General features: G+C 41.2%; 17 protein-coding genes and 1 tRNA gene. 10 read left to right on the top strand and 8 right to left on the bottom strand.

What is annotated here, in order from left to right; translation table 11 throughout:
- Positions 1 to 77: 77 nt before the first annotated feature.
- The 3 genes from PSM36_RS08290 to PSM36_RS08280 form a co-directional block, all read right to left on the bottom strand.
- Complete coding sequence (locus PSM36_RS08290; RefSeq protein ID WP_076930518.1) at positions 78 to 1,595, bottom strand: hypothetical protein; 1,518 nt, start codon at positions 1,593 to 1,595, stop codon at positions 78 to 80.
- 149 nt (positions 1,596 to 1,744) lie between these two features.
- Positions 1,745 to 3,229 (bottom strand): hypothetical protein, encoded by a 1,485-nt coding sequence (locus tag PSM36_RS08285; RefSeq protein WP_076930517.1) that lies wholly within the window; start codon positions 3,227 to 3,229, stop codon positions 1,745 to 1,747.
- 2 nt (positions 3,230 to 3,231) lie between these two features.
- Entirely contained in the window at positions 3,232 to 4,503 is a 1,272-nt protein-coding gene (locus tag PSM36_RS08280; protein ID WP_076930516.1) for a glycosyltransferase family 4 protein, read from the bottom strand.
- Between the two features lie 365 nt (positions 4,504 to 4,868).
- Here PSM36_RS08280 and PSM36_RS08275 point away from each other — a divergent pair, with 365 nt between their 5' ends.
- The 9 genes from PSM36_RS08275 (at position 4,869) to PSM36_RS08235 (ending at position 15,769) form a co-directional block, all read left to right on the top strand.
- Positions 4,869 to 5,819 (top strand): glycosyltransferase family 2 protein, encoded by a 951-nt coding sequence (locus tag PSM36_RS08275; protein WP_076930515.1) that lies wholly within the window; start codon positions 4,869 to 4,871, stop codon positions 5,817 to 5,819.
- Between the two features lie 91 nt (positions 5,820 to 5,910).
- Entirely contained in the window at positions 5,911 to 6,933 is a 1,023-nt protein-coding gene (locus PSM36_RS08270; protein WP_076930514.1) for an FAD:protein FMN transferase, read from the top strand.
- A gap of 23 nt (positions 6,934 to 6,956) precedes the next feature.
- Entirely contained in the window at positions 6,957 to 8,066 is a 1,110-nt protein-coding gene (locus PSM36_RS08265) for a hypothetical protein (protein WP_076930513.1), read from the top strand.
- A 180-nt stretch (positions 8,067 to 8,246) separates the two neighbouring features.
- Positions 8,247 to 9,947: a tetratricopeptide repeat protein gene (locus PSM36_RS08260; protein WP_076930512.1), complete on the top strand. Its 1,701-nt coding sequence runs from the start codon at positions 8,247 to 8,249 to the stop codon at positions 9,945 to 9,947.
- Between the two features lie 198 nt (positions 9,948 to 10,145).
- Positions 10,146 to 10,919, top strand: coding sequence for an MCP four helix bundle domain-containing protein (locus PSM36_RS08255; RefSeq protein ID WP_154670987.1), 774 nt, complete (start codon positions 10,146 to 10,148; stop codon positions 10,917 to 10,919).
- 11 nt (positions 10,920 to 10,930) lie between these two features.
- Positions 10,931 to 12,376, top strand: a complete 1,446-nt coding sequence (locus PSM36_RS08250; protein WP_076930510.1) for a TrkH family potassium uptake protein — start codon at positions 10,931 to 10,933, stop codon at positions 12,374 to 12,376.
- A 189-nt stretch (positions 12,377 to 12,565) separates the two neighbouring features.
- The gene (gene tyrS / locus PSM36_RS08245) at positions 12,566 to 13,858 is read left to right on the top strand and encodes a tyrosine--tRNA ligase (protein WP_076932140.1); all 1,293 of its coding nucleotides are present in this window, start codon (positions 12,566 to 12,568) and stop codon (positions 13,856 to 13,858) included.
- Between the two features lie 175 nt (positions 13,859 to 14,033).
- Positions 14,034 to 14,107: transfer RNA gene (locus PSM36_RS08240), tRNA-Gln, on the top strand.
- Positions 14,108 to 14,239: 132 nt separating this feature from the next.
- A complete protein-coding gene (locus PSM36_RS08235) occupies positions 14,240 to 15,769 on the top strand; it encodes an MATE family efflux transporter (RefSeq protein WP_083710984.1) in 1,530 nt (509 codons plus the stop codon).
- Between the two features lie 73 nt (positions 15,770 to 15,842).
- Here the strand turns inward: PSM36_RS08235 and PSM36_RS08230 are convergent, their stop codons facing one another.
- The 5 genes from PSM36_RS08230 to PSM36_RS08210 form a co-directional block, all read right to left on the bottom strand.
- Positions 15,843 to 16,712: a sugar phosphate isomerase/epimerase family protein gene (locus tag PSM36_RS08230; RefSeq protein WP_076930509.1), complete on the bottom strand. Its 870-nt coding sequence runs from the start codon at positions 16,710 to 16,712 to the stop codon at positions 15,843 to 15,845.
- Between the two features lie 73 nt (positions 16,713 to 16,785).
- Positions 16,786 to 17,670 carry a 3-keto-disaccharide hydrolase gene (locus PSM36_RS08225; protein WP_076932138.1) on the bottom strand — a complete coding sequence of 295 codons (885 nt, stop codon included), beginning with the start codon at positions 17,668 to 17,670 and terminating at the stop codon, positions 16,786 to 16,788.
- A gap of 116 nt (positions 17,671 to 17,786) precedes the next feature.
- Positions 17,787 to 19,256, bottom strand: coding sequence for a Gfo/Idh/MocA family protein (locus PSM36_RS08220; RefSeq protein WP_076930508.1), 1,470 nt, complete (start codon positions 19,254 to 19,256; stop codon positions 17,787 to 17,789).
- A 40-nt stretch (positions 19,257 to 19,296) separates the two neighbouring features.
- Positions 19,297 to 20,964, bottom strand: a complete 1,668-nt coding sequence (locus tag PSM36_RS08215; protein ID WP_076930507.1) for a Gfo/Idh/MocA family protein — start codon at positions 20,962 to 20,964, stop codon at positions 19,297 to 19,299.
- A gap of 12 nt (positions 20,965 to 20,976) precedes the next feature.
- Positions 20,977 to 21,456: a DoxX family protein gene (locus tag PSM36_RS08210; RefSeq protein WP_076930506.1), complete on the bottom strand. Its 480-nt coding sequence runs from the start codon at positions 21,454 to 21,456 to the stop codon at positions 20,977 to 20,979.
- A 242-nt stretch (positions 21,457 to 21,698) separates the two neighbouring features.
- Here PSM36_RS08210 and PSM36_RS08205 point away from each other — a divergent pair, with 242 nt between their 5' ends.
- Positions 21,699 to 23,351 (top strand): AMP-binding protein, encoded by a 1,653-nt coding sequence (locus PSM36_RS08205; RefSeq protein WP_076932137.1) that lies wholly within the window; start codon positions 21,699 to 21,701, stop codon positions 23,349 to 23,351.
- The last annotated feature ends 33 nt before the right edge of the window (positions 23,352 to 23,384 follow it).

The following is a 23,384-nucleotide window of genomic DNA, read 5'->3' as shown; positions in this document are numbered from 1 at the left end:
CACTATCTCATTTTTGAAATCCTTATTAAGCTTTCTATATCTAACTGGGCGTTTACGTCCTTTTGTTTTTCTTACCGTTAGTTTCCCGTTACAAACAACTTTTCACTTTGTTTCATTCTTCTTTTTTTGGCTGCCTGATGTATCTTCAAGAGACCTGTGTACGACATAATATCATAGACAAAAATTCGAACTTTCCGTTTGAAAGTATAAGGGTTGACCGGTTCATTCAAAACTTCACTCCATAAATATTTCATTGTATCTATGTATAAAGAAGGTTTTTCACATTTCCTTTTTAATGGATCAATACTCAACATTATATCAAACAATTCTCTTGAATTGAACGGTGTGAAGACTTCTTGTACTATATCCCATTCCAACTGACTCTGAGCCTGCCAACCTCCCATACGATGCTCCCAATAAAACAAATCTAACAAGAGGTAATTAAAACTATTTCCTTTTATTGATTCACGCCATTTTCTTATTTCTTCTCTTATAAAATCTAATTCTTCCCAACCATTTTCCATTTGTAAAAAATCATTTTCAGTTAAATTGGCTTTATGCTTTCCATCTGGGTAGCAAGCACATCGACCAATTTCCGAACAACTACCTTTCACGGCTACTTTCTCTTGTGGATAAATTTTCGACATTCCAAAAGCAATTCTACCCCAGTCATTAATGTGAGCCATATCGGTATTACCTCTATATATTCCGGCAAATTCGGGGGTAATACTTTTTTGACAATCTAAAATATTAAAATTTAAGTTTAGCGATTTAGATAAGGACATAGGTATTCTTATATCCATATGTTTGTCATTCATATTCCTGTATTTCAATGTATAAAAAGTAATATTGGGAACAATATCTTTACAGCTACTTAAAATAATTCTGGAATCCCATCCCGCTGTCAAACTAAAGGCTAAATCCATATTGTTGTTTGCGGCCGAAATTATCTTTTTTAATAGAGTGGAAAACTCTATTACTCCTTCAGAATAATCTCTTCTTTTTAATTCTTGAAACGGATAGTAACGTTTTTGTTCAAATTCAGAAATCTTGACATAATGATTTGGAACTAGGTGAAAAATGTTTTCATACAAAGTTGCACCACTCGGCAGATAGTGCTCTCTGACAGTTGCAACATACTCAGAATTAAAATATTCTTCATGTACCTTTGTTTTTTTCAGAGGTATAACTTCATTGATTAATAATGGCTGAGAAGCTGCATAAAAATTATCCTCGTCTTTTGTATAGTAAACTGTCCTTAAACCACAAGCATCATTAAAGAAGATGAAGTCGTCTTCTGTTTTAATGATTAACACGAATCGACCGGTCAAACTATATAATTTTTTTGGAAAATCATTTATATCTTTCAGATTCGAAAGATCATCAAGTATTTGTTTTGATGTTTCCCCAGGAGCATGTGGATTTAAAATGTAACCGATTAAATACAGATCATAAAATCCTGATGATTTTTCAAATTGACAATCCGGATGAACGTATATAAAATATTTATCATTTTTTTCTATTTGCCACGTTTCAAGCCGCTTACACTCAACGGGGGTAAATAAAAACTGTCTTCTAAACTTTAAGTTATCCATATTTGGGGTTATTAAAGAGTTTCTTAATATAGAGGTAATCATCAATACGAACAAGTCGAAGACCGTACCATCTTGGATTTGTATCTTACTGTGATTTTAATATTTGTCGCAAATATATAAATATGTGGCCGATATTTAATTTTTTTCCCTCAATTTTTTCTTTTTTTCACTGCCTGATATATGTTCAAAAGACCTGTGTATGACATAATATCATAGACAAATAATCGTATTCTCTGTTTGAAAGGATAAGGGTTGACCGGTTCACTCAAAACTTCAGGCCATAAGTATTTCACGGTATCGAAGTACAATGCGGGATTTTCGTATTTCCTTTTTAAGGGATCAATACTAAACATTATATCAAACATTTCTCTTGAATTGAACGGCGTGAAGACCTCTTGTACTATATCCCACTCTAACTGGCTCTGAGCCTGCCACGCACCCATATGATGCTCCCAATAATATAAATCCATCAAGGGGTAATTAAAATTGTTCCCCTTTATCAATTCATGCCATTTTCTTATTGCCTCTCTTATGATAGCTACATCCCTCCAACCTTTTTCTACCTGCAATAAGTCTTCATCCGTCAAATGGGCTTTATGCTTTCCGTCAGGGTACCACGAACATCGACCGACTTCAGAACAACTTCCTTTCACAGCTACTTTTTCTCCGGGAAAAGTTTTTGATATTCCAAAAGCAATTTTACCCCAATCATTAATATGAGCCATATAGGAATTGGCTTCATATATCTCGGCAAATTCGGGAGTAATATCTTTTTGACAATCTAAAATATCAAAATTTAAGTTTAGCGATTCGGACAGGGACCTGGGTATTCTTATATCCATATTCTTATCATCCATATCCCTGTATCTCAGTGTATAAAAAGTAATATCGCGAGCAATGTCCTTACAGCCACTTAAAATAATCCGGGTATCCCAACCCGCCGTCAAGCTAAAAGTCAAATCCAGATTGTTATGTGCAGCCAAAATTATTTTTTTTAAAAGAGTGGAAAACGCAATCACCCCTTCGGCATAATTTCTCCTTTTTATTTTTTGAAACGGATAGTAACGTTTTTGTACAGATTCAGAAGCCTTGACATAATGATTTGGAACCAGATGGAACACGTTCTCATACAAAGTTACACCACTCGGCAAATAGTGTTCTATGTTATTTGCAACATACTCCGAATTAAAATATTCTTCGTAGGCCTTTATTTTTTTCAGAGATATAACTTCATTAATCAATAATGGTTGGGATGCGGCAAAAAAATTATCCTTCTCTTTTGTATAGCAGACTGTCCTAAAGCCACAAGCATCATTAAAGAAGATGAAATCGTTATCTGTTTTAATGATTAACACGAATCGGCCAGCCAAACTATATAGCTTTTTGGGAAAACTGCTTACGTCTTTCAGGTTTGAAAGATTGTCAAGTATCTGTTTTGACGTTTCTTCGGGAGCATGTGGATTTAAAATGTAACCAATTAAATACAAATCATAAAATCCTGATGATTTTTCAAATTGACAATCAGGATGAACATAGATAAAATGGTTGTCAACTTTTTCTATTTGCCACGCTTCAAGTTGCCTACACTCAATTGGTGTGAATAAAAACTGTCTTCTATATTTTAAATTATTCATTTTTAGTATGTCGCATTGATTATTCTGTCATAAATTTCCAACTGGATTTGAAGAACTTTTGTCTGGTCATTTCTTTGCAATGCTGTCTTTCGGGCTTCGGCAGACAACTTTTTAGCCAGTTCCTGATCAGTGATAATTTTCTCTATTTGTCGTGCGCATGCCCAATGGTCTCCTGTTGGAAAATAGAGAGCGGACTTATTATGTTCAGCCAACTGAGGCATCGCTCCGGCAAACGATGCGGCAATAGGCACACCCACCATCATGCATTCTGCCATAAACAGGCTATATGTTTCTACAAAAGAAGGAATTACTACCAGGGATGACCTGTGTATTTCAGCTATCATTGCATCTACGTCCATCTTTCCTAACCAGGAAATTGAATCTGTAATACCTAACTTCTTCACTTTTTTAAGCAACCAACTGGTATAACCATCTCGAATCAATCCATAATATTTTTTATTAATTTGAATATCTCCACCGATATTCAGTTTTATATTGGGATACTTATTTTTAAGCAGGACAATCGCTTCAAAAAGAACTTGTAAACCTTTATAAGGAATAGCTCCGGAACATGATGTAAAGATGTTTATCGTTTGGCTATTATTTTGATATTCCCAAATAGGCGTTTCGTAAAATTCACGTCTTAGCATGATCCCGGTGTGGAAGATATTGCTTTTTGGACTTACGTACTGAACAATTGAATTTACCCAATCTGATTGCACAGATATATTTTCCATCTGTTGAATCAAGCGCCATTCATGTTTTCCATTTTTTTCAAATTCTTTACGGATAAAATAGGGATGATTTTGAGGTCGAAGTATTTCTTTCAGGCCAATACATCCCAGTAGATCATTACGGGATAGTCCTCCGTAATAATTTTTTGGAATAGTAAATAACAAACCCTGTATATCCAATAATATTGGTGTCTGAAGTTTTGCCTTAATTACTGAAAAGCCTAAACCACTTTCTGTTCCCCAAACCTGAATTAAATCGGGCTTTATTTCCTGATTGATTCTTATAATGAATGAGATTACCTCTCTGGTACCTTCATGGCACTTTTCCCTTTCTTTGTCTGGTATAATCCATTGATTTATATTACTGACATTATTTTGCGTAATGGATTTTACATCTCCGTAGCTTACATTATAAAGTTCAATACCCGGACTTTTTGCGAGAGCATCTCCCATTGCAATTAACCACGTACCTGTGGTTTTAATTTTTTCGTTTGAAAATTGTAAGGAACTAAACCAAAGTATTTTTCTTTTTTTATTCATTCGAAAGTTGATTTTTATAAATACTGTTATATCGTAGAAACTTCAGATTGAATTATTCACGCTTGAGTAAGAAACCAATAAACCTCTATATATTAAAACATTAAACGCATACACAAGATGCAGTAATAACCTGAAAGAACATTTCATCTTGCAATGATACAAATAATTTTTAACAAAACATCCTTCTACTGTGAATTTTCTGTGTAATACCTCAACCATTACTGATAAAATGACTTAAATCTCTCAATCGAAATTCTTTATGGATTCCATTAAATATACATGATTATCTTTTCAGTCCCTTTAGTCTCTTTTTTGCGTATAAAATCTCGCTTTTATCTCGTATATTTGTACGATAAAACGAAAACATGGATATATCAGTTGTCATACCACTTTACAACGAGGAGGAGTCACTCACCGAACTGCATGATTGGATCCGGCGCATTATGCTCGAAAACCAGCTGTCATACGAAATTATTTTTGTAGATGACGGGAGTACCGACGGATCCTGGGAAATCATCAAAAAACTCAAAGACGAATCGGAAAATGTAAGGGCGATTAAATTCCGTCGGAATTACGGGAAATCGCCGGCCCTGCATTGTGCTTTCCAGAAAGCGCAAGGCGATGTAATCATCACTATGGACGCCGACCTTCAGGATAGCCCTGACGAGATACCGGAACTTTACCGGATGATCAAGGAAGAGGGATATGATCTGGTTTCAGGTTGGAAAAAGAAAAGATATGATGACAAACTGACCAAAAACTTACCTTCGAAACTCTTCAACGCTACCGCCAGAAAGGTTTCAGGCATTAAACTCCACGATTTTAACTGCGGACTGAAAGCCTATCGTAAATCGCTGGCCAAAAGTATCGAGGTCTATAATGATATGCACCGTTGGATCCCCGTATTAGCCAAGAATGCCGGTTTTACCCGTATAGGCGAGAAAGTGGTCCGTCACAGTCCGCGGAAATACGGGAAAAGTAAATTTGGGGCGAACCGTTTTGTCAATGGTTATCTCGACCTGATGACGCTCTGGTTTTTAAGCCGGTTCGGTAAGAAACCGATGCATATCTTCGGACTATGGGGTAGCCTGATGTTCCTGCTGGGGTTGATTGCTATCATACTTGTGGGAGTCATTAAACTGTATGACATGCATCACGGGAATCCCTACCGGTTGGTTACGGAATCACCCTATTTCTATATTTCCCTTACCATGATGATCCTGGGTACCCTACTCTTCCTTGCGGGATTCCTGGGTGAACTGGTATCAAGGAATGCACCTGAAAGAAATCATTATCGAATAGACGAAGAGTTTTGAGAATTTGTTGATTTGGTAATTTAACGATGTGATGATTAATCTGCTAGTCAGTAAATAACTTTTAGTTCTTAGTTTTTAGTTAAAAAAATATATGCAAATGAAATATCAATACAATCTGTTACTGTTCTTAGTTCTTATGCTGTCCTGTACGTCAGGAAGCAAACGGAACGACCTTTATTATCAGGATCAGGGAGAGATATTCACGACCGGATATAATATCAAGTATGCCTACAACCGCTCATTAAAGGAGGATATCGTGGCGGAACTCAACAGGTTTGATATGTCGTTAAACCCTTTCAAAGAGAACTCTATCATTACGAAAGTAAATCGAAATGAACCGGTGGAACTCGATTCTTTCTTCCTGAAGGTGTTCCGGAGATCGGAAGAGATCTCACGCACGACAGGCGGGAAATTCGACATCACCGTCTCTCCGCTTATCAATGCCTGGGGTTTCGGTTTTCAGAATATGGACACCATCACCCCGGAAATTATCGATAGCCTGAAAGATTTTGTCGGCTATGAAAAAATATCGGTCGATGCCGGAGGAAATATCGTCAAAACCGACCCACGGGTGCAGATAAACACTTCTGCCATAGCCAAAGGATATGCCTGTGATGTAATTGCCGATCTGCTGGAAAGCTATGGTATAGAGAATTATATGGTGGAAATTGGCGGAGAGATTGCGGCCAAAGGGGTGAACGACAAGGGAGACTGCTGGCGTATCGGGATAGATAAACCCATCGACGACGTCACCGGTATGTTACACAACCTGCAAGCAGTACTTTCACTCTGCAATAAATCACTCGCCACATCGGGGAACTACCGCAACTACTATATCAAAGAAGGTAAGAAATATGCCCATACCATTGATCCACATACCGGATATCCCGCACAACTCGATATTTTGGGAGCTACCGTAATTGCCGATGATTGTATGACCGCCGACGCTTATGCCACCGCTTTTATGGCTATGGGTTTAGAGCAATCGGTTGAAACAGCCAAACAAATACCCGGGTTACACTATTATTTCATTTATGAAAAACCCGACGGATCATTAGGTATAGAGTGTTCTGAAGGTTTTGAACAGTTTTTTGTGAAAAAAGACGATGCATAATAAAACGGATATACTAAAAAAGAATGGAACAACTACAAACAAAGAAAAAAAGCCTGAATATTAAAAAAATGTGTCATCAAAAGAAAAATCGGGGCATAATCAGTGCCAACACATCTGATGCATCTTATGGAAAGCTATCCATAGCATTATCGATATTATTTATATTCTCTTCTTTTTTTCTTCCCGCCCAAGAAGCCGAGACACCTACATACCCCAATTTTAAAGTCGATGGAACATTAAAAAATAAATTCGAGCATGCCTCTGAGACTGGCATGTCCCGTTTCTCTGTCCGTAACTCCCGTATCGGTGTAGCAGGGAATATCAATTCTTATTCGGCCTACAGGGTACAAGTGGAGCTTAGTAACGAAGGCAAATTCAGTGTATTGGACCTCAGTGGGACACTGAAACCTATCGAAGGCCTGTCTCTCACATTAGGACAAACCAGTATACCTTTATTCAATAGTTATATTGTCACTCCCGGTTCAATGATGTTTGCCAACCGTGCTTTCCTGGGGAAATATTTTTTAAGTACCCGTGATTTGGGTTTTGTAGCTAAATATGATTTTCTTCTCGGTACTATTCCCACGAAGTTTGAGTTTGGCGTATTTAATGGAAATACGATCAACGATCCGGTCTGGAAAAAAAATATGTCTTATGGAGGAAGAATAGAATTAGGTAATATGCAGGGGTTTCGCATGACCGCAAAAATATATGACTATCCTAATGATGAAACCACCCATTTTCTTTTCTATGGTGCCGACCTGCGTTACGAGCAAAATAACTGGAAAGTAGAGACTGAAGTCATGAAGAAAGAGAGTAAAACTGAGTTTCATACCGATTTGCTTTCTTATTATCTGCAAGGTGCATATACGATACCCGTCCGGACAAAGATGTTTGAATTTGTCAGGCCAGCCGTTCGATGGGATGCCATTGACGGACAACCCGAAGTAGGCGGTTTCGACGTCAACCGGTTGACAACAGGTATCGGTTTCGGATTTAATAATGAGCGTTTTTCCTCTATTCTCCGGCTCGATTATGAATGGTATATGGTGAATCATGGAATGGATATCTTTTCACCAAATGATGAGATGGATTCCGATAAATTCACCCTGGAGTTGCTTTTTACTTTTTAAATATGCTGAAAAAGTATAATGTAGAACCATGGGGCATATATGTATAAATCCAATATAAAAGATTGATAAAATAGCAAAAATATAGATTAACCTGTTTTTTAATTGCGTAGAATTGGGTATTTTTGTCTTTCGCAAACTCTTGGAAAATTGATCAATGCAAACAAATTAATAAATTCACACATGAAAAGAAAATCTTCTATTTTGTCCCTTCTGCTCATTGTCGGAGTCGCCATTTTCTCGACTTCGTGCAGCAGCAAATTAAAGCCGCTTACGCAGAACAACTTCAACGTAACACCTTCCCCGCTTGAAACAGTAGGGAACCAGATCCCTGTGACCATTAACGGTACATTCCCCGAAAAATGGTTTAACAAAAATGCTACGGTGACTATCACCCCCATTCTGAGATATGCCAGTGGTGAAATTGCCGGCACTCCTTACAGTTATCAGGGAGAGAATATCTCCGGTAACAGGATTACCATTTCTCAAAACAGGGGTGGTAACTTCTCGATGAACAGCTCATTCCCTTACACTCCCGAGATGCAGTCATCAGAACTCTACCTCAGGTTCGACGGAAGAATTAAGAACAAACGCTCTAATCTACCTGATCTGAAAGTGGCTGATGGAGTAATCGCAACTTCAGCCCTTGCAGATGTGGCAACTACCTCTCCTTCTGTAGCGCCTGATGGATTTCAGCGTATCATTCAGGACGCCCAGGAAGCCAATATCATGTTCGTCATCCAGCAAGCCAATTTGCGCCAGAGTGAGTTGAACAAACGGGATATGGCAGAATGGAAACGTCGTGTGGAAGAAGCATTCAACGATCCCCGTCAGAATGTAAACGTAGAGGTGTCTGCCTATGCATCACCCGATGGAGGTCTCTCCCTTAACGAAAGACTTGCCGCTGAGCGTGAACGCAATACATCCAAATATCTGGAAAGTGAACTGAGCAGAAGGAAAATCGATACCGATGTCTATGCGCATTACACAGCCCAGGACTGGGACGGATTCCGTCAGTTGGTTTCCGCCTCCAATCTGCAGGACAAAGAGTTGATCCTACGTGTACTGGAGATGTATCCCGATTCAGAGACCCGCGAAAGAGAAATCAAGAATATCTCTTATGTGTTCGAGGAACTGGCAGGCACCATTCTGCCTCAACTGCGCCGTTCACGTATCATCGCCAATATCGAGATCATCGGTAAGTCGGATGATGAAATCATGACGGCATGGAAGCAAAATCCGAAAGAACTGTCGGTTGAAGAATTATTGTACGCCTCTACGCTCACCAACGACGAGACCCAAAAAGAGAGTATTTATCAATATGTAACTGCAAACTTCTCCAACGATTACAGGGGATGGAACAATATCGGAACCATGTTCTTTAAACGCGGGGATTATGCCAAAGCTAAACAATCATTTGATCATGCAGCGCAGGTGAATCCTTCTGCTCCAGAAGTAAATATGAACAAAGCCCTGTTTGCTATAATGGACAATGACCTGAACTCCGCCAACGAACTGTTGGGACGGTCTGCCGGTGCTGCCGGACTTGATGAAGCCATGGGTCTTCTCAACCTGTTTCAGGGTAATTATAACCAGGCTGTGGGTGCTTATGGACAAAGCAAAAGCAACAATGCAGGCTTGGCGCAATTATTAGTAAGAGACTATAATAGGGCAAAACAAACTCTTGAAGCAGTGGAAAATCCCGATGCAATAACGGCTTACCTACTTGCTGTGATCGCCTCCAGAACCAATAACTTCAACGAAGTGGCATCCAATCTGCGTACTGCCATCGGCCGGGACAGAAGTATCGCCACCAAGGCTCTGAACGATCTGGAATTCGCGAAATATCGCACTAACCAGGAATTTATGTCAATCGTCAGATAAAATCCAAGTACTGAAAGAATAGTTCTAATTACCCCTTACAAGGTTTATAAGACAAAGAGGCTGTCTCAGAATGAAGATTAACTTCAGTGAGGCAGTCTCTCTTTTTTTGTAAAAACCCTATTCAAATGAAATAAACAAACCTGAAAACACGTAACTTTGCCAACCGGTAAATTATCTCTCATTATAAATGAAATCAAGATGATAAAATCACTCAAAATAAAGATTGTGCTCAGCCTTTCCCTCCTGATTCTTATGTTGATGGCTGCCGGCGTTATGTCTGTTCTGGATTTCAGAAAAATAGGAAACTCAGTAGATACGGTGCTGAAAAATAATTACCAATCTATTGAATCAGCGAAGAAGATGCTCGATGCTGTAGAAAGAGAAGATAGGGGTATATTGCTATGGCTGATAGGAAATAAAGATTCGGGAATCGAAACCGTTTTGAGTTCCGACTCAATAATCAGGAAAGCAATCGTGGATATAGAAGAGAATATCACCGAAACCAACGAAGCACAGTACGTAAGGGCAATTATGGATGAGTATGAACAATACTATTCTTCCGTAATGACAATATTGGAAAGCGGACATAATGCCGAAGAGTCTAAACTGATATACTATAGCGGAACTGATTCGCTTTTCCTCAAAACAAAAGAGGCCATTAACAGACTGATGGTACTGAATCAAGATCAGATGTACCGGCAGGCAGGGATCGTGAAAGAGCAATCGCGCCGGGCCATGATGCCTGCCATCGTCTCTATCGCGGCTGCCATCATCTTCGCACTATTGCTTTACTTTTTTATCGGTACTTATTTTATCCGGCCCGTCAGACAACTGATCAACAGTATAAAGGAATACTATCCGGAAAAAGGTCGATTGTCCACCGGAATAGTATCCAAAGATGAATTTAAGGAACTGGAAGAAGAAATCAACCAGTTAATATACAGGCTGCGGCGGACTAAAAACTCAATATAAGCATTAGGTCAATGATACGAACAAGAGTAATTATCAAATATCTGGGTTATATACTACTGTTCAATGCATTATTCCTGTCCATTTCGGCAATGATCTCCTTTGCCAATGATGAGGACTCAGTGAGTGCACTCCTTTTCAGTGCCCTGTTAACCGCAGCGCTGGGAGCTTTCCCGCAAATTTTTGTCGAAAAGACAGAAGAGATATCTTTTCACGAGGGATTGGCGATCAGTGTGATGGGTTGGATCATTACCTGTATCGTCGGTATGATCCCCTATTATATCTGGGGAGGAGAATTTAGCTTGGTGAATGCGCTTTTCGAGAGCGTCTCAGGCTATACTACAACCGGGGCAAGCATTTTGAGTGATGTAGAGGCGCTTCCGAAAGGATTGTTATTCTGGCGTTCTTCCACTACATTTATCGGGGGTGTAGGTATTATTCTTTTTGTACTGCTGATCCTACCGGAAAAGAAAGGGGTACAAGCCAGTTTTTATCGTTCGGAAGTATCGGATCTGTCGAAAATGAATTTTCGGGCCCGCTCCCGGTATATCATCCGTATGATAGCCACAGTCTATTTCACGTTAATCGTAGTGGAGACAATCCTGTTGAAACTGCTCGGCATGACTTTTTTCGATGCCATTTGTCATTCATTTTCCACGGTTGCGACAGCAGGTTTTTCCACGAAAAACCTGAGTATTGCCGCTTATGACAATATCTGGATAGAACTGGTCATCATGTTTTTTATGTTGATCAGCAGTATGCATTTCGGTCTGGTTTATGGCACCATGACGAACCAGAAGACAAATATTTTCACTTCCCGTCCCGCACGCATGTATATGGTTGTCACATTCATCGGGATTATTCTGATAACTTTTCAACTGGCACAGGAAAAAGTATATGGACTGGGGGAATCCCTTCGGTATGCGTCTTTTCAGGTGATTTCACTGGTAAGCACTACCGGTCTTGCTACTGTAGATACGGCGAAGTGGCCCTTGTTTTCTATTATCCTGCTTCTGTATTATTCCATACAGTGTGGGATGGTTGGCTCTACAGCCGGCGGTATTAAATTCGACCGGATCTATCTCTTCTTCGCATCTGTAAAAAAGCAATTTAAATCGATCATTCATCCCGAAGGAATGTATGTCGTGAAAATGGATAAAAAAATCATCGATCACAACCTTGAGTTACAGGTTATGATCTTTATCGTTGCTTATCTTATCACAATGATGACTACAACCCTCCTGCTTACAACCATGGGAATAGATGGAACAACTTCTTTGTCGGCTTCCATTGCCACCATCGGAAACGTAGGCCCCGGTTTCGGAGATGTGAGTTCACTCGGCAATTACGGCCAGCTACCCAATGCGGCCAAATACATACTTTCAGCGAATATGTTACTGGGACGTCTGGAAATTATGAATGTATTCGCTCTTTTCTTATTGCTGTGCAGGAAAGATTAGAATTAAGAATAAAGACTTTTGACCCCGAGAGCCAAGACACAAGATACTATGAGATAGTTATTCCGTAGTTATTTGGTAATAGCGGTATAGCCAAATAACACGATCGCAACAAGCGAATAACAACAAAGTTGAATAAAAAATAGTACCTTTGCATACTTAAAAATCGATATATATAGACTTAATCAAATGATGAATTTTGTGGAAGAACTCCGTTGGCGTGGTATGATACACGAAATAATGCCCGGAACGGAAGAACAGTTATTGAAAGAACGGACAGCAGGCTACCTGGGGATCGACCCCACAGCCGATTCACTCCATATCGGGCATCTGGTAGGTGTGATGATGTTGAAACATTTTCAACGTGCAGGCCATACCCCTATCGCGTTGGTGGGCGGTGCCACGGGAATGATCGGCGATCCATCGATGAAATCGGCCGAACGTAATCTGCTAGACGAAGCAACATTGCGCCATAACCAGGAAGCCATAAAAAAACAACTGGCGAAATTCCTTGACTTTGAGAGTGAAATTCCCAACAGGGCCATCCTTGTAAATAACTATGACTGGATGAAAGACTATTCTTTCCTGAGTTTTATCCGCGATATCGGTAAGCATATCACCGTCAATTATATGATGGCCAAAGACTCTGTCAAGAAGAGGCTGAGCGGGGAATCGAGTGAGGGTATGTCGTTCACCGAATTCTCTTATCAACTGCTGCAAGGATACGACTTCCTCCATCTCTACCGTGACAAGGGATGTCGCCTCCAATTGGGAGGTTCGGACCAATGGGGCAATATCACTACCGGTACGGAGTTGATCCGCCGTGTGGAGGGAGGTGAAGCCTATGCATTGGTATGTCCACTTATCACCAAGGCCGACGGAGGTAAGTTCGGCAAGACCGAGAGTGGCAATGTATGGCTCGACCGCCGCTATACCTCACCTTATAAATTCTACCAGTTCTGGCTTAATGTGAGCGATGCCGACGCAGAAAAATATATCAAGATCTTCACTTCCCTCCCGAAAGAGGAAATAGAAGCATTGGTGGCAGAACAGCAATCGGCTCCCCATCTTCGTCCATTACAAAAACGGTTGGCCGAAGAGATTACTGTAATGGTTCATTCGCGAGAAGATTATGAAATGGCTGTGAATGCTTCGGAGATATTATTCGGTAAATCCACATCCCAATCACTCCGTGCCATTGATGAGGAAACCTTCCTGCAGGTATTTGAGGGAGTCCCACAATTTATCGTTTCACGCGAGAAACTGGCGGAAGGCATTAAAGCAGTCGATCTGCTCACCGAAGAGGCAACCGTATTCCCTTCCAAGGGAGAGATGCGCAAGACTGTACAGTCAGGTGGCGTAATGATCAATAAGGAAAAACTAGAATCATTCGACGAAATCATTGATCTTGCCCGGCTTATCGGTGACAAATATATTCTAACCCAACGGGGAAAGAAGAATTACTTCCTGCTGATTGCAGAATAGTGCCAACGTTCAGGTTTTCTGAAAGGTGAATCGTTGAAGGCAAGGTATTTTGGAGGAAACGTCCTCTATAAATTGATAAAGTAATTACTGATTCATCGAAAAATAGCCGGGATTATTTGGAACGTTCCAAATATTATACTACTTTTGCACTGCTTTTCACGAAGCAGATAAGGATTGTCCCATGGTGTAATGGTAGCACATCTGATTTTGGTTCAGCCAGTCTAGGTTCGAGTCCTGGTGGGACAACCAATCCAAAACAATGACAAAACCTTGGTGGATGCCAATATAGTATAAAATCACAGAGACTTAAAAACATTACTTTTCCCTTCTATCTCTTTTTCAGGTATTTCTGGAAAGTGTGATATATTAATTAAATAAAAGGTGGATGCTGCCAACAGGGTCATAAAAAATACCGGCTTCTTGTATGCCAAGATGGCGATAACCGTGTTTGTATCTCTCTATACTACACGATTATTACTCAGTTCATTGGGTGCTATCGACTTCGGGATTTTTAATGTGGTTGGAGGAATTATCGCCATGCTGGGATTTTTGGATGCAGCGATGGCTGGTGCTACGCAACGCTTCATGAGCATTGCGGAAGGAGAAGGGAAGCCGGAGAAGAAGAAAGCTATTTTCAATATCAGCATTATATTGCATTTAGCTATTGCTATTGTTCTTGGATTGGTACTACTTATAATAGGTTATTTTTTCTTCAACGGTATCTTGAATATCCCTGATGACAGGGTATATGCAGCCAAGGTAGTATACGGCAGTATGATTATCAGTACAATGCTTACTGTGATGACTGTGCCCTATGAAGCCGTCCTGAACTCCCATGAAAACATGTTGTATTATGCCATTGTAGGTGTCGTAGAATCCTTTTTAAAATTAGCTGTAGCTTTTATTGTAGTGTATGCCCTGCAGGACAAACTGATTGTATACGGTGTATTGATGGCAGTAATTTCCCTTTTGGTCATGGCAATTATGCGCATATACTGTCACAGACGCTATGAAGAATGCATCATTGCCCCCAGACGCTATTGGAATAAATCCCTCATGAGACAAATGACCGGATTTGCCGGATGGAATTTGTTGAACAATGCCAGTAGAATGATTTCACAATACGGATTGGGTATTGTATTAAATAATTTTTTTGGGGCTATCTTAAACGCGGCGCAAGGTATTGCGAATCAGATATCCGGTCAGTTGATGGCCTTTTCCAATACGATGATAAAGGCTGTTTCTCCTATGATTGCAAAAAGCGAGGGTGCAGGAGAGAGGGAAAAAATGCTGAATGCATCGTTATTATCTGCCAAATACGGTTATTTATTATTCGCTATTTTTGCCGTACCCTTTTTATTGGAGACTCCATATATTATGGAGATATGGTTGGAAGAAGTTCCCGATTGGGCTGTACTGTTTGTCAGACTACAATTAATTCTTTTATTGGTCGAGCAGCTAACACTCATGGTTGGCAGATCCGTGGAGGTACAAGGAGATATAAAAGTTTATTTTGCATTGCAATCGTTCCTGAATATATTGCCTATTGTCTTAACATATCTGTTTTTCTCTTTTGGCTTTCCACCGTACTACTTATATATTATCTGGATTTTGGTAGGAGGTATAATAAGTGGTAGTGTTTGTGTCTATTTTGCAAAGCTGAAATGCGGGCTTAAGTTTTCTGATTTCATGTATAAGGTATTCTATCCCTCTGTTATTCCTACCATAGGCATGTTGATTACAGGAGCCATACTTGTTCATTGGCTGGAAGAATCCTTTCTCCGTTTACTATTTGTCATTGGAATAACCACTATTTCATTTGTCATTATAGTATATACCACTATGGCAAAAAATGAGAAATCGATGATTATCAGCCTGATCAAGCTCTTAAAGAAAAAAATATTCAAATAAAAGAAAATCAATCAAAAAACCCGGAACAGATATCTGCCCGGGCTTTCTCTATGGTCCGTATGAACGGAAGGGATTATTTTGAATAGCGTGCTTTTACATAAGGAGCATCATTCAAAAAGTCATAACTTTCCTTCACACTTTCAAAAGGAGTTAATCCTTCGGTATATCTTTCTACCTCCACGATCATGTATTTGGCTCCTGCAGTTTCAGCATTGTTATAAATGCTCTCGAAATCGACCTCACCGCTTCTGCCCAATTCGAGTTCGTCCTTGATATGAAGCAGTTCGAAACGGCCGGGATAATTGTTGAAGTAATCCACCGGATCTTTACCGCCTTTCACTACCCAATAGACATCCATCTGGAAGAATACCTTGGAGGGGTCGGTATTGTTGAGCATATAATCATACATCAACTGGCCTTCTATCTCCTTGAATTCGAAATCGTGATTGTGGTAGCCGAAGCGGAGACCGGCTGCATTGCACTTCTCACCGATCTGGTTATAATAATCGCAATAGGCCTGCAGATCGGCCAACGTGGCAGGTGTAGGCATCCAGGGGGTAACAATATATTTCATACCTGCCTCTTTATGTGCCTGAATAGCGGTATCCCACCAGGCCCAAACCTCATCCCAGTTGGTTGCGGCTACACTGTCAGCCAATGGTCTTGCCGTATGGGAAGAGAGTACTTCCATACCCACCTCTTCAATAGATTTTTTGAAATCGGCTGGTGACAAGCCATAGAACTGTCCATCGCCATAACCGGCTGCTTCTACTCCGGTATATCCCATTTCAGCGACTTTAGCGACAGTACCTTTATAGTCGGATTTGATATCGTCGCGTACTGAATAAAGCTGAAGATAAATTTCTTTTTTCTGGGTGCAGGCCGGTAAAATAAACAGACCGCTCAGAAGCACAGCCATTAATAAAAATGAACCTTTTTTCATTGTATTGCTTGTTTAAAGAAAAAGAATATTTCCACCTTTCAGTAGAAATATTCTTTCCGGTTGTTTGATAAAATTAATCTAATATTTTGACCCTGATGTTTCTGAACCAGACATCGTCGCCATGATCCTGCAGACCGATGTAACCTTCGCGGTTTTCACCTCCACAGTTGTTCAGCAATTCGAATGCCAAAGGCCATTTATCCTGGCTGAATTTACTTGCCTGCAACATGTCTGTCCACTGTTGTGTCCACAAATGGTATTCAACCACGTTTTCACCATTCTGTCTATGTACAACGGTTCCTTTATAAACCATTATCCCACCGGTATTCCATTCTCCGAATGGTTTTGAATTCTGGGGAACGGCCGGGATCATGTCGTACAACGACAGTGACTGCCGGTTGTTATCCTTACCCAATTTTGCATCAGGATGATTTTCATTGTCAAGTATCTGAGCTTCCGGAGCAGAGATATAAATAGGTTCCATCCTCATTTCGCCAGTGTTAGGATCTTTAGTCTGTACTTCCTGTGCAAGATAGAATACACCTGAGTTGCTACCTTTGGCTACTTTCCACTCGAAATCCAGTTCAAAATTTTTGAACTTATGAGCAAAGATGATATCGCCACCGTCAGCGTCCTGTGCTTCACCACCACCGGAACCGTTAAACTTGATCGCACCATCTTCGATAGTCCATTTCCCGGGAACATCATCTTTTCCGTAACCTCTCCATCCTGTGAAGTCTTTACCGTTGAAGATAACGATATATCCGTCTTTATCTGTCTGGAACTGAGATAAATCTACCTGAGGTTTATCTAATACTGTATATTCAGGAACGGCACTTTCCACAGTAGAATCGGCTCCATTATCTGCGGCAGCATCGGTCTTTTTTCCACCGGGACCGCAAGCCATCAATACACTTGCAAGCATACAACAACTTAATCCGTAAATTGATTTTTTAATTCGTTTCATAACTATTTTTCTTTTAATTAAACTGATAATTAACTTCTGTTGAAATGGGGGAATAACGACGGGCAATTCCGCCGCTATTCCCTTCAATACTATTCAATACTTTAAAATTACGGCATGTCGGGTAATTTCCAGCCATTCTTATAAGTATGCTTGATCATTTCTTCAGCATATGCAATGGCATTTACCGGTTCAGTCCATGTTTTGTCGAATGTGGGGTGACCGTCGGTAATTTTGAAACCGTCTTCAATAATAGTTCTGACAGTCGCGTCGGACGGAATGTTCGTGAATTTCATATTTTCACCATCCCAGTGCAATTCCTGATTTAAAGCCTGCAGTCTTACTGCGAGCACACCCATCACCACCATTTCGTTGAAAGGTCCTGCTTCAGAGAAAGGAGAAGCTGTTTCTACACGGTTTTCGGGAGATTCCTTACATGCGCGCACCCAATCCATTTCGTGAGAGAGGGTTACTTCACGTTGGGTTTTCGGAGAGTTGGGAGTACGTCCGGAAACTAACCACGGATTTACACCATAGCATCCGCAGATAAGGATGTCTTTGGTGCCGTAGAATATCACACCACCACCCTGATCATTCAGGTTTTTACCGGCGGGAACACCTTCAGGACGCATGGGAGTCAAACCTCCGTCGTACCAGGTCACTTCAACTTCGGGCATAGCCACTTTGGGCAGGTTGTCGCGTTGCGGGAACACATATTTCACCATCTGTGCATTAGGAGCACAGTCGGTAAGTAACATGGTGGATGATCCCTGTACTTTTGTGGGGTAGCCCAGATTCAAACCTTTAAACACCGGATGAAGTATATGACAAGCCATATCACCCAAAGCGCCGGTTCCGAAGTCCCACCATCCGCGCCAGTTCCAGGGATGATAAATTTCATTGAACGGACGTTTATTGGCCGGCCCGATGAAGAGATCCCAGTTCAGGGTAGAAGGAACCTTATCAGCTTTTTTCGGAGTCATCAGCCCCTGCGGCCAGATAGGTCTGTCGGTAAAAGCCTCTACTCTCGTCACTTCACCGATCTGTCCGTCTCTGATCCAGTCGATCACCTGCCTTACACCGGGACCGGAAGAACCCTGGTTACCCATACTGGTAGCCACTTTATGTTTGGCGGCAAGTTTTGTCAACAGACGCGATTCGTACACGCTATGAGTAAGCGGTTTCTGTACATACACATGTTTGCCCATCGTCATAGCGTCTGCGGCAATAATCGCGTGTGTATGGTCGGCAGTAGCCACCACTACACCGTCGATGGATTTACCCAACTCATCATACATCTTCCTGTAGTCGTAATATTTCTTCGCGTTGGGATATTTGTCGAATACGCGTTTGCTGTATTTCCAGTCTACATCGCAAAGCCCGATGATATTCTCACTCTGGAGCTGGTTCAGGTTAGAATTTCCCATCCCCCCTACTCCAACGGCAGCTATATTGAGTTTATCGCTCGGGGCCTTGTAACCCATACTCTTTCCCAGTACCGAAGAAGGTACAACTGTTAGACCGGCTGCTGCAATCGCACCGGTTTCTAAGAATTTTCTTCTTGAAATTTTTGATGACATAAGTACTTTTTTTTGGATTAAATTTTAACGTTTTTGATATTTATTCTCTGGTTATCTCTTCTTTATCCTTATCCCAATACATTGTTCGTCCTTCCAGGTACGCCCGTGTTCCCATATGGGCGGTAATAGCTTCTTCGAATCCCTGATCGATGCCACAAGAAGGTTGTTTACCGTTCCTGATGCAATCGAGCCACTCTTTCAGATGCAGGAAAGTAGTGTTATAACGCTTTCCACTGATGAATGAATAGAGAAGGCCCCGTTCGGCAAAATATCTCTCGGTAGCGGTAGACACAGCATCTACACTCTGCCCCGGAAGATAGGTATAGAACGGTTCGTCTAATTTCACAATACCTTGGTCGATCTGCCTACGATACTGTTCTGACTGCGGGTCCACAGTTATCTTGAGCGTGTTGCCCACTTCCATGGTCGCATCGTGCCCCATGATTTTCCGGCTGCGGCTGAACTGGCTGGCCAACGTAGCTGAATACAACATGGTGAGTTCCTTATCTCTGAACTCAAATACCGTTTGTAACACATCGGGTACGGTACGGCCGTCCTTAAAGAAATAGACTCCTCCCGAAGAGGAGGCCGATGAGGGAATACCCAGATGAAGGATCTGGTTCATCGCGTCATACTCGTGTGTCAACAGATCGCCGCTCAGGCCGGTACTGTAATCCCACCAGCAGCGCCAGCGGAAAAATCTTTCCAGGCTGAACTTCTCGCGGGATTCAGGCCCCACATACTTCAACAATCCTGCCGAAGTCATATAATCCATATATTCTTTAATCCTGTCCGGATTTCCTTCAAACTGCTCCCAGTCAATGGTTTTAGGGCTGGCATCCTTATGTATGGGGTAAACCCATGCACCATTGGGGTCATTGCGGTTGGTACCGGTCTCTACCAGTGATATCTTACCCAACAGTCCTCTTTCGATGATCTGCCGCGCCCTCTCGTAGGCTTCGATCTGCCTGTTTTGATGTCCCAACTGAAACACCAGCTGAGGGTTGCTTCTCGCCAAAGCGCGAAGCTCATAAGTTTCGGGGACCGTCCATGTCATCGGCTTTTCCAAGTAAACATGTTTACCGGCCCTGATAGCATCCATAGCCATGGTACCGTGCCAATGGTCGGGTGACGCAATTACCACGGCATCCACATCGGGTGCGGCCAATAATTCCTTATAATGGCGATAGCGCCTGGGTTTGGGGCCTAATGTACCTCCCACCCCTTCTCTGTGGATATTGGCTCCGGCAATTACCGCCCCTTCACCATAAGTATCAAATATATCGCAGACCGCCGTTATCATCACTCGCAGGTCATCCTGCTCCATAAAATCCTGGTAACGGGTATTCGCCGGATCTGCCTTCGATAGCCGGATCAGGTCTTCCACATATTCGGGAGTGGCAAAACCCAATCCCTGCATCAACTGAGTTCCCCTGATACCGAAACCGATGATACCTATCCGGATTACTTCCGCATCAGGAGAGGGTGACGAGTAAGGAGTCACATCAGTGCGGAAGCGGGACATCTCCGCTGCATTGCGGGTGGAGCTTTCTGCTTTTTTCTTCCTGTAAACACCATACGCCATGGCACCCAATACCGGTACCGAAACTATCGCCTTAAGCGCATCACGGCGACCCTGAGATACCTCTTTTGCTGATGGGGTCTTATCTTCTTTTTGATTGTTAATCTCTTTTTCTTCTTCCTTCATAAAAATAATAATCTACCTACTTTTACGAAATAGTAAGCTGTCAAAACTAATAGCCCTGGAGGCCGGAAACAGCATCAATACCGCTACTGTCACCAATAAAATCAGATTCTTATCAACCCATAGATAAGATCCTTCGGCGGGCAGAATATATTCTGCAAATAATAAAGGAGGGTGTGAGAGGTAGTAGAGCAGCAAAAAGATCATGGCTCCTATATAGCCGATATTCGTAAAAAGCCCTAAAACCAACATCAAGCCAACGATTGTCAATCCCCAGATATTGATAAGATTAACAGCTTCAAGCGACGCCGGATTTTCTGCAAGCCGCACGAAAAACGACGCAAACATACCTTTTGAATCCATCAGGTAGCCAAATGCCGACCAGTTCGGGGTAAATACCTTTGCCAAACCCTCATATAAAAAATACCATCCTATCAGAACACGTAGAATAAACAGCGCGTATCGTTGTAATTTGCTATAATGTATTGATTGCATCTCTTATCTGACTAAAAATTTTCACCTCATTCCATAATTCAGGTGTAAAATGCATCTGTAAAAGTAAAACAAATATTTTTGAAAATGAAATTTTATTACAGTAATTGAACAAAATTAGATATTTTATTTCTAAGAAGGAAAAAATTCCGACATTTGTAGCGAATAAAAACAAACAAATCGTTTAACCGATTGTTTTTAAAAATATAAAAACTCTGAATGTTAATTTATTGAATATTGAAAAGATGAATCAAAACACCTTTCTGGGCTTGATTGAACAAAGTATTCGCAATCACTGGGAAATGCCGGCTATGACCGACTTCCAGGGTAAGACTTTTTATTATAAAGATTTTGCCCGCGAGATAGACCAGCTGCATGACTATTTTAGAACTGCCGGCATTCAACGAGGTGACAAAATTTCGATATGCGGTAAAAATTCTGCAAGATGGGTTATTTCCTTTTTTGCCACACTCTCCTATGGTGCTGTCGCAGTGAGTATCCTTCATGAATTCGACAAGGCCAGCGTGCAATTCATCGTAGATCATTCCGATTCAAAAATGTTATTTGTCGACGACACCATTTGGAACGAAATCGATGAGAAAACCATACCAAAAGTTGAAACTGTTTTTTCCCTTGAAAACTATTTGTTGCTGAAATCATCTTCCGACGAATTGAAACAGTTCGATGCAGACACGCCGGACTATTTCGATAAAAAATATGGAAAAGGATTTTTCGTGAACGATATTGTTTTCCGTACCGATAAACCGGAAGAGCTGGCCGTAATCAATTACACTTCTGGCACTACCAATAGTCCCAAAGGGGTAATGCTTCCCTACAGGAGCCTTTGGTCAAATACCAGATTCGCAATCGACAACCTGCCATTTATCGAATCGGGAGATAAAATAGTCTGTATGCTCCCGATAGCACATGCCTACGGCCTGGCTTTCGAAATACTCAATACCATCTCCCTGGGTTGTCATATTCATTTTCTGGGAAAGACTCCTTCTCCTCAGGTACTACTCGAGATGTTTTCGAAGGTGAAGCCCAAATTGGTATTGGCAGTTCCTCTTATCATAGAGAAAATTGTCAACCGGAGTGTACTTCCGAAACTGCAGCAGGGAGCGGCAAAAACCCTTGTCAAAGTCCCCCTGTTAAACAGTGTCGTATATAGTAAGGTACGAGCCTCAATGATCAAGTTCTTCGGCGGAGAGCTGGTTGAAGTGGTAATCGGCGGTGCAGCACTTAATCCCGATGTAGAGAAGTTTTTAAGGAAAATCAGATTCCCTTACACTGTGGGATACGGGATGACCGAATGTGGCCCATTGATCTCTTACGCCTACTGGACTAAGTATAAAGAACGTTCCAGTGGAAAAGTCGTGGACAGGATGGAGGTGAAGGTCGATTCGGGCGACCCGCAAAATATCGTAGGTGAAATATTGACCCGCGGTAGTAACGTAATGCTGGGATATTATAAAAACGAAGAGGCTACAAAACAAACCTTTACCGAAGATGGCTGGTTAAAAACCGGAGATTTGGGAACCATAGACAGCGACGATTTCATCTTTATCAAAGGTCGAAATAAAAATATGATACTGGGATCTTCCGGGCAGAATATCTATCCCGAAGAGATTGAAGAGAAGATCAACAGTTCTCCGTTTGTAAAAGAATCACTGGCTATCAGTGAAGACCAAAAGATCATCGCCCTGCTCGTACCCGACAAGGATATCCTGAAGGAAAATGGTTTTACAGACCAGGATATGAATACCTTGTTCCAGCAGGTGATTGCAGAGGTAAACAGCCAATTGCCTTCGTACAGTAAGATCACCTCCTTCCGGATTCGGGAAGAGGAGTTCGAAAAAACACCTAAACGAAGTATCCGTCGATTCAAATATGTTTAGATTTAGAATTTAAGATTCAAGATTTAAGATTTT

It is taken from the genome of Proteiniphilum saccharofermentans, from assembly GCF_900095135.1.
In the GTDB taxonomy this organism is placed as follows: domain Bacteria; phylum Bacteroidota; class Bacteroidia; order Bacteroidales; family Dysgonomonadaceae; genus Proteiniphilum; species Proteiniphilum saccharofermentans.
Note: the sequence above shows the minus strand (reverse complement) of the source record. Positions and strands in the feature narration are given on the sequence as shown.

Bases quoted from the DNA above. Each gene is read 5' to 3' on its own strand.
- PSM36_RS08215 (WP_076930507.1), bottom strand. From the start codon at position 20,964: ATGAAGGAAGAAGAAAAAGAGATTAACAATCAAAAAGAAGATAAGACC.
- PSM36_RS08205 (WP_076932137.1), top strand. From the start codon at position 21,699: ATGAATCAAAACACCTTTCTGGGCTTGATTGAACAAAGTATTCGCAAT.
- PSM36_RS08290 (WP_076930518.1), bottom strand. From the start codon at position 1,595: ATGGATAACTTAAAGTTTAGAAGACAGTTTTTATTTACCCCCGTTGAG.
- PSM36_RS08250 (WP_076930510.1), top strand. From the start codon at position 10,931: ATGATACGAACAAGAGTAATTATCAAATATCTGGGTTATATACTACTG.
- tyrS (WP_076932140.1), top strand. From the start codon at position 12,566: ATGAATTTTGTGGAAGAACTCCGTTGGCGTGGTATGATACACGAAATA.
- PSM36_RS08230 (WP_076930509.1), bottom strand. From the start codon at position 16,712: ATGAAAAAAGGTTCATTTTTATTAATGGCTGTGCTTCTGAGCGGTCTG.
- PSM36_RS08265 (WP_076930513.1), top strand. From the start codon at position 6,957: ATGGAACAACTACAAACAAAGAAAAAAAGCCTGAATATTAAAAAAATG.
- PSM36_RS08270 (WP_076930514.1), top strand. From the start codon at position 5,911: ATGCAAATGAAATATCAATACAATCTGTTACTGTTCTTAGTTCTTATG.
- PSM36_RS08285 (WP_076930517.1), bottom strand. From the start codon at position 3,229: ATGAATAATTTAAAATATAGAAGACAGTTTTTATTCACACCAATTGAG.
- PSM36_RS08275 (WP_076930515.1), top strand. From the start codon at position 4,869: ATGGATATATCAGTTGTCATACCACTTTACAACGAGGAGGAGTCACTC.
- PSM36_RS08220 (WP_076930508.1), bottom strand. From the start codon at position 19,256: ATGTCATCAAAAATTTCAAGAAGAAAATTCTTAGAAACCGGTGCGATT.
- PSM36_RS08280 (WP_076930516.1), bottom strand. From the start codon at position 4,503: ATGAATAAAAAAAGAAAAATACTTTGGTTTAGTTCCTTACAATTTTCA.
- PSM36_RS08255 (WP_154670987.1), top strand. From the start codon at position 10,146: ATGATAAAATCACTCAAAATAAAGATTGTGCTCAGCCTTTCCCTCCTG.
- PSM36_RS08260 (WP_076930512.1), top strand. From the start codon at position 8,247: ATGAAAAGAAAATCTTCTATTTTGTCCCTTCTGCTCATTGTCGGAGTC.
- PSM36_RS08210 (WP_076930506.1), bottom strand. From the start codon at position 21,456: ATGCAATCAATACATTATAGCAAATTACAACGATACGCGCTGTTTATT.